General features: G+C 69.6%; 6 protein-coding genes and 2 pseudogenes. All 8 read right to left on the bottom strand.

Annotation, left to right across the window (positions count from 1 at the left end; translation table 11 throughout):
* Positions 1-104: 104 nt before the first annotated feature.
* Positions 105-686, bottom strand: coding sequence for a 2-amino-4-hydroxy-6-hydroxymethyldihydropteridine diphosphokinase (gene folK / locus QSK21_RS18915; RefSeq protein ID WP_285697454.1), 582 nt, complete (start codon positions 684-686; stop codon positions 105-107).
* Positions 683-1,096, bottom strand: a complete 414-nt coding sequence (gene folB / locus QSK21_RS18910; RefSeq protein ID WP_285697452.1) for a dihydroneopterin aldolase — start codon at positions 1,094-1,096, stop codon at positions 683-685. Before folB ends, folK begins: the two co-directional genes overlap by 4 nt.
* 10 nt (positions 1,097-1,106) lie before the next feature.
* On the bottom strand, positions 1,107-1,538 hold the full coding sequence (locus tag QSK21_RS18905) for a nuclear transport factor 2 family protein (protein WP_285697451.1): 432 nt from the start codon (positions 1,536-1,538) through the stop codon (positions 1,107-1,109).
* Positions 1,535-2,416: a dihydropteroate synthase gene (folP, locus tag QSK21_RS18900; protein WP_502871573.1), complete on the bottom strand. Its 882-nt coding sequence runs from the start codon at positions 2,414-2,416 to the stop codon at positions 1,535-1,537. Before folP ends, QSK21_RS18905 begins: the two co-directional genes overlap by 4 nt.
* Before the next feature lie 109 nt (positions 2,417-2,525).
* A pseudogene (folE, locus tag QSK21_RS18895) lies at positions 2,526-2,876 on the bottom strand (GTP cyclohydrolase I); the annotation flags it as partial.
* Between the two features lie 567 nt (positions 2,877-3,443).
* Positions 3,444-3,653: pseudogene (locus tag QSK21_RS18890) on the bottom strand (GTP cyclohydrolase I); the annotation flags it as partial.
* An 89-nt stretch (positions 3,654-3,742) separates the two neighbouring features.
* Positions 3,743-5,752, bottom strand: coding sequence for an ATP-dependent zinc metalloprotease FtsH (gene ftsH, locus QSK21_RS18885; RefSeq protein ID WP_285697450.1), 2,010 nt, complete (start codon positions 5,750-5,752; stop codon positions 3,743-3,745).
* A 340-nt stretch (positions 5,753-6,092) separates the two neighbouring features.
* Positions 6,093-6,656, bottom strand: coding sequence for a hypoxanthine phosphoribosyltransferase (gene hpt, locus QSK21_RS18880; protein WP_285697448.1), 564 nt, complete (start codon positions 6,654-6,656; stop codon positions 6,093-6,095).
* Positions 6,657-6,658 lie beyond the last annotated feature (2 nt).

The raw sequence follows: 6,658 nt of genomic DNA, 5'->3' as shown, positions 1-6,658 counted from the left end.
CCTACGGGGCGCTCTCTGGCACCGCCTTCCCTCGTCGCTCCGGTCGCTCGTCCCTCGCTCCCTACACTCCTCAGTCCAGGCGGCGCCGCGCCCCTTCGGCTCGCTCATGCAGGGGGTTGGAGGACGAGGTCGTCGCGGCGGCGTATGGCGGCGCCTTCGGCGGTCCTGGCGGCGGCCAGGTCACCGACCCTGCCGTGACCGGCCAGCAGCACGTCCGGCTCGATGTCGGCCCACGGGACCAGGACGAACGCGCGTTCGTGCGCGCGGGGGTGCGGAAGCGTCAGGTCGGGGTCGTCCATGCTCACGTTGCCGAACACCACGATGTCGATGTCGAGGGTGCGCGGGCCCCAGCGGACCTCGCGGACCCGCTGCATCGAGTTCTCGATGTTGAGCACGCGTTCCAGCAGGTTCTCCGGTGGCAGCCGGGTGTCGGCCACCAGCACCACGTTCAGGTAGTCGCCCTGCTCGGGGATCGACTCGCCCGGCGGGGCGTACGGCGCGGTCTCGTACACCGGCGACAGCGCCACGAACGAGAGCCCGGGCGCGTCGAACAGCGCGTCCACGGCCTCCTGGATGTTGTCCAAGCGGTCGCCGAGATTGCTGCCGAGCGAGAAGACCACCCGATGGGCGACCAGCATGTGGCCACCGGTGGCGGTGCGGTCGGGCATGCGATCGGACGCTGTCATGGGCGACTCCTCCTGATCCTCACGGCCACGTCCGCGAAGGGATGCGGCACCGGGGCGCTGGGCTTGTGCACGGTGACCTCGGCCTCGGCGACCACCGCGTCCTGCAAGCAGACTGCCGCGAGCCGTTCCGCCAGCGTCTCGATGAGGTTGACGGGGTCCCCTTCGACGACGGCCACCAGCCGGTCGGCCAGCGAACCGTAGTCGACCGTACGCGACAGATCATCATCCGCCGCGGCGGGGGCGGTGTCGAGCCCGAGCGAGACGTCCACCACGAACTCCTGGCCCAGTTCGCGCTCGGCGGGGAGCACGCCGTGCCGGCCACGGGCGCGCAACCCGCGCAGCTCGATGCGGTCCAGGCCGCCGCGTGGCGCGGCGGACCCGGTGTCCGAGCCGGTCGAAGCGGGGTTCATCAGGTCGGGCTCACTCTTCCTCTGCGCCGTTCAGGATGGGAGAGCCGTGGTGCAGCAACAGCCGCCACTCCCCTCCGGAACGGACGAACACGTTCGTCGAGACGACGCTTCCCCCGGCGAGGAAGCCGGTCTCGCTGTCATCACCCGCGGTGAGGATGTTCTCGTTACAGGTGACCACGGCCTGGTCACCGTACACGTCGGTGCGCACGTCGGTGAGCACGAACTGGATGTAGCTGGTGTTGGCCATGATCAGTGCCCATGAGCGCAGCACCTCCTCCCGTCCGCGCAGCATCGACCAGCCGGGATGCACGCAGCTCACGCCCGGCGCGTACGGGCCGTCCGCCCACAGCGCCGCCATCCGGTCCAGGTCGCCCTCCTCGAAGGCGGCGTAGAACTCGGCGTTGGCCTCCTCGAGCTGGGCCCGGTCGAGCGCGTTGCTCATCGGGCGTCGCTCCCCGCGTGGGCCAGGTAGGCCGCCGCCACCCGTACCGCGTCGGCGTTGGGACGCACCCGGTGCACGCGCACGCACCACGCGCCGTTCGCCGCCGCCAGCGCCGTGATCGCGACCGTGGCGTCGTCGGAGTCGGTGAACGCCCGCGGCGTCCCGTCCGGCGCGGCCAGCAGCCGCCCCAGAAAGCCCTTCCGCGACGCCCCGATCAGCACCGGATACCCCATGGCGCGCAGGACGCCCATATGGGCCAGCAGCGCCCAGTTGTGCCCCGAGTCGGGCCGTTTCGCAAAGCCCAGCCCCGGATCCAGGATGATCATGGACTGGTCGACGCCTTCGCGCAGCACCGCGTCCACCCGCCGCGCCAGCTCGTCCCGCACCTCGGTCACGACGTTCTCGTACACCGCGCGGGTCTGCATGTCGTGACTGTGCCCGCGCCAGTGCATCACCACGTAGGGAACGCCCGCAGCGGCCACCACCCTGGGCATCGCGGGATCGGCCAGACCACCGCTGACATCGTTCACCAGCCGCGCCCCGGCCTGCACGGCGGCCTCGGCCACCTCCGCGCGCATCGTGTCGACGCTCACCGGAACGCCCTGCTGGGACAGCGCCTCGATCACCGGGATCACCCGGCGCAGTTCCTCCTGCAACGACACCCGCTGCGCGCCGGGACGCGTCGACTCGCCCCCCACGTCGATCAGATCGGCGCCCTCGGCCATCAGGTCGAGGCCGTGCTTGATCGCCTTGTCGGCGTCGAACCACGCCCCGCCGTCGGAGAACGAGTCCGGGGTCACGTTGACCACGCCCATGACGAGGCACCGCCCGGGTGCCGGAAGCCCCGGTACGGCCATGCCCTCGTTCATCGCGGTCATGGACACAGCCTATGCCCGCTCGCAACCCCCGGGCGCCGCCACCCGGCCCCGGGATCGGGAACGGAAACACGCCTCCCGGCGGCCTCCGGGAGGACGTTCCGGCGGGCGCTCAGTGGCGTCCCAGGATCAGCGACATGGCCTCGGCGCGGGTCTCGGCATGGTCCCGGAAGTCACCCCGCACCGCCGAGGTAACGGTCTTGGCCCCCGGTTTGCGCACCCCGCGCATCGTCATGCACAGATGCTCGGCCTCCACCACCACGATCACACCGCGCGGCTCCAGGATCTCCATCACCGCGTCCGCCACCTGGCTGGTCAGCCGCTCCTGCACCTGCGGCCGCCGCGCGTAGACGTCCACCAGCCGCGCCAACTTGGACAGCCCGGTGATCTGACCCTTCTCGTTCGGCGTGTATCCCACGTGCGCCAGTCCGTGAAAGGGCACCAGATGATGCTCGCAGTTATGCGTCAGATGGCCGTCGATGAGGAAGGTCGGGTAAGGCTCGCATTTGTAGCTGTGAACCGTGTACGGCTTCGCGTCCCCGGCCGAGATCGTCCGTACCGCCAGCACCCTGGCCCATTCGGACTCCAGCAGCGTCGACGGCGCGTCGTACTCGGCCTTGAAGCCATGACGCCGATACCAGCCGTCCGCCATCGACGATGGCGAGGCGGCCGTAGCGGGTGCGTCCAGAACGGCGGCGGCAAGCGCCAATTCCTTCGCCCGGCGGCCGACGATCAGACGGGTGCCTTCGCGGCCAAGGCTTCGCGCACCGGTCCATTCGATGAACCGGCCGCTGACGTCCTTGGCCTCCATCCAGCCCGACGGAGTGGCCAGCGGATGGTCCGGGGTGACCCTGAAGGAGCCCTTCTCGGTCACCACCTCCACCAGCTCCCCGACCTCGCGGGACGTGACCCGGGTGACGGTCGTGCTCGCGACCTCGCCCTGGACGAGCGTGTACAGCTCGTCGCCGACCTCGACGGCGGACGCCCGCTTCCGGCCGCCCACGGCATCGACGTGCTGGTCGCTGGGCACGCAGGTGGAGTAGACCTCGATGTCCTTGACCAGGACCATCTCGTCGTGGTCGGCCTCGAAGACCCTGTTGAGGGCGTCCTCGGGGACCTGGCGGAGGCCGGCGAACTGCTCGGCGTAGGCCCTGGCCACCCGGGCGGGGGTGTCGCGGAGCCCGTCGCGGTCGGGGTCCTCCCCGATCGCGAACAGGATCTCGCGCACCGCCCGCTCGATCCGCTCGTGGTCGAACTGCCCGCCGTGGAGGGAACTGCCCGGCGGGTCGTGCCTGAGCGGCTCGTCGTCGTACTGGATCGCCAAAGCGGTCAGCTTTCGCCGTGCGTGGGGTCCGCGGGCTGGTGGTCGCCGGAGGACGAGCCCTGGCCGTTGTTCTTGGTCAGGTCGGCCACGTCCTGCGGGCCCATCAGCGCCAGCTCCTTCGGCGTCAGCACCGGCGGCCGGTCGGACGGCAGCCGCTTGCCGTAGCCGGTGTAGGAGTTCTGGTGCGGGCGCTTCTGGATCGGCGCGAAGATCTCCAGCACCTGGTCCTTGGAGAGGGTCTCCTTCTCCATGAGCTGGAGCACCAGCTCGTCCAGGACCTCGCGGTACTCGACCAGGATCTCCCACGCGGTGTCGTGCGCGCTCTCGATGTAGCGGCGGACCTCGTCGTCGATCGCGGAGGCGATGTCCTCGGAGTAGTCCCGCTCGTGGCCCACGTCACGGCCCAGGAACACCTCGCCCTGGCCGGTGCCGAACTTGCGCGCGCCCAGGCGCTCGCTCATCCCGTACTCGGTGACCATGTTGCGGGCGATGGACGTGGCCTTCTCGATGTCGTTGGCCGCGCCGGTGGTCGGCTCGTGGAACACCAGCTCCTCGGCGGTACGGCCGCCCAGCAGCATGGCGAGCTGGTCGGTCATCTCCGACCTGGTGGTCAGGAACTTGTCCTCCATCGGGAGGGTCATGGTGTATCCGAGGGCGCGCCCGCGCGGCAGGATCGTCACCTTGTGCACGGGGTCGGCGTTCGGCAGCGCGTGCGCCACCAGGGCGTGCCCGCCCTCGTGGTAGGCGATGATCTTCTTTTCCTTCTCCGACATCACCCGGGTCTTGCGCTCGGGGCCCGCCATCACCCGGTCGATGGACTCCTCAAGGGTGTCCATGTCGATCAGCTTGCGGTCGAAGCGGGCGGTGAGCAGCGCGGCCTCGTTGATCACGTTGGCCAGGTCGGCTCCGGTGAAGCCCGGGGTGCGGCGCGCGATCACGTCCAGGTCGACGTCCGGCGCGAACGGCTTGCCGCGGCCGTGCACCCGCAGGATGCCCTTGCGGCCCTCCAGGTCGGGACGGTCCACGGTGACCTGGCGGTCGAACCGGCCGGGACGCAGCAGCGCCGGGTCGAGGATGTCGGGACGGTTGGTGGCCGCGATGAGGATCACGCCGCCCTTGACGTCGAACCCGTCCATCTCGACCAGGAGCTGGTTCAGGGTCTGCTCGCGCTCGTCGTGGCCGCCGCCGAGCCCGGCGCCGCGGTGCCGGCCGACCGCGTCGATCTCGTCGATGAAGATGATCGACGGGGCGTTGGCCTTGGCCTGCTCGAACAGGTCGCGGACGCGGGACGCGCCGACGCCGACGAACATCTCGACGAAGTCCGAGCCGGAGATCGAGTAGAACGGGACGCCGGCCTCGCCGGCCACGGCGCGGGCCAGCAGCGTCTTGCCGGTGCCGGGCGGGCCGTACAGCAGCACGCCCTTGGGGATCTTGGCACCGATGGACTGGAACTTGGCCGGGTTCTGCAGGAAGTCCTTGATCTCCTCCAGCTCTTCGAGGGCCTCGTCGGCCCCGGCCACGTCGGCGAAGGTGGTCTTGGGCGTGTCCTTGGTGATGAGCTTGGCCTTGGACTTGCCGAAGTTCATCACCCGGGAGCCGCCGCCCTGCATCTGGTTCATCACGAACAGGAAGATCAGAACGATGATGATGATGGGCAGCAGGCTGAACAGGAGGCTCAGCAGGGGGCTCTGCTTGGGCACCTCGACGGTGTACTTGCCGGGGAGCTGGTTGGCGTCGGCCTGGCGCTGGAGCGCCTCCTGGAGGCGCAGCCCCTGGCCGTCCACCCAGGACGCCTGGAGGTTGGAGCCGTCCTTGAGGGTGACCTCGATCCGCTGATCCTTGTCAATGATCTTCGCGGACTGCACGCGACCCTGTTCGATCGCGGTGACCACCTCGGAGGTGTCGGTCTTTTCGTAGGAGCGACCGGGGTTGACGGTCCACATGACCAAGACAGCCCCGAGGCACAGCAGCAGGATCCACAGCAGCGGCCCGCGGAAATAGCGCTTCACGTCCATTATCGGTTACCCCTTCGGGGTGCCGTCCCTCCTGACCTAGCGATCTCGCCCGTCATGGTCACCCGTCACCAAGCCCGGGATATCGACGGTACACCGCGGCGCGACTGAGCCGCCGACGCCCCTTGCAACGATCCGGTACGTTCCCTTTGTTCCCCGCCGGTCACTCCGTGCCGCCCTGGTTCGCGCCGGGCGGACGCCGGGCGGGCATTGAGCGGACACCGGGCGGGACACCGTGCGGAACGCTTGTGCGGCACGCCCGGATCGCGTCGAGGCGTTCGTTCCACGCTAGGTGATCGCGGCCGGGATGTCAGGTCCGGGCCGCGGCGGGCCGGACGCGGCGTCAGGCTCCCTCGCCGCCGTACACGTGCGGGGCCAGGGTGCCCACGAACGGCAGGTTCCGGTACTTCTCGGCGTAGTCCAGCCCGTAGCCGACGACGAACTCGTTGGGGATGTCGAACCCCAGGTACCGGCAGTCGATCTCGGTTCTGACCGCCTCCGGCTTGCGCAGCAGCGCGCAGATCTCCAGCGAGGCGGGATTGCGCGAGCGCAGATTGCTGACCAGCCAGGACAGTGTGAGCCCCGAGTCGATGATGTCCTCGACGATCAGGACGTGCCGGTCCAGGATGTCGGTGTCCAGGTCCTTCAGGATCCGCACCACGCCCGAGGACTTGGTGCCCGAGCCGTAGGACGACACCGCCATCCAGTCCATCGACGCCGCGGTGTGCAGTTCCCGCGCCAGGTCCGCCATGATCATGACGGCGCCCTTGAGCACGCCGACCAGCAGCAGGTCGCGGCCCGCGTAGTCGGCGTCGATCTGCGCGGCAAGCTCGCGCACCTTGGCGCGCAGCTGGTCCTGCGGGATCAGTACTTTGGCCAGGTCGGCGCCCAGGTCCTTCTCGTCCACAA

The sequence above is a fragment of the Actinomadura sp. NBRC 104412 genome, assembly GCF_030269515.1.
Classification (GTDB): domain Bacteria; phylum Actinomycetota; class Actinomycetes; order Streptosporangiales; family Streptosporangiaceae; genus Spirillospora.
This window is presented reverse-complemented; position numbering and strand designations above follow the sequence as displayed.

Excerpts from the sequence above, each read along its gene's own strand:
- folK (WP_285697454.1), bottom strand. The coding sequence starts at position 686 with ATGACAGCGTCCGATCGCATGCCCGACCGCACCGCCACCGGTGGCCAC.
- folB (WP_285697452.1), bottom strand. The coding sequence starts at position 1,096 with ATGAACCCCGCTTCGACCGGCTCGGACACCGGGTCCGCCGCGCCACGC.
- QSK21_RS18905 (WP_285697451.1), bottom strand. The coding sequence starts at position 1,538 with ATGAGCAACGCGCTCGACCGGGCCCAGCTCGAGGAGGCCAACGCCGAG.
- folP (WP_502871573.1), bottom strand. The coding sequence starts at position 2,416 with ATGACCGCGATGAACGAGGGCATGGCCGTACCGGGGCTTCCGGCACCC.
- ftsH (WP_285697450.1), bottom strand. The coding sequence starts at position 5,752 with ATGGACGTGAAGCGCTATTTCCGCGGGCCGCTGCTGTGGATCCTGCTG.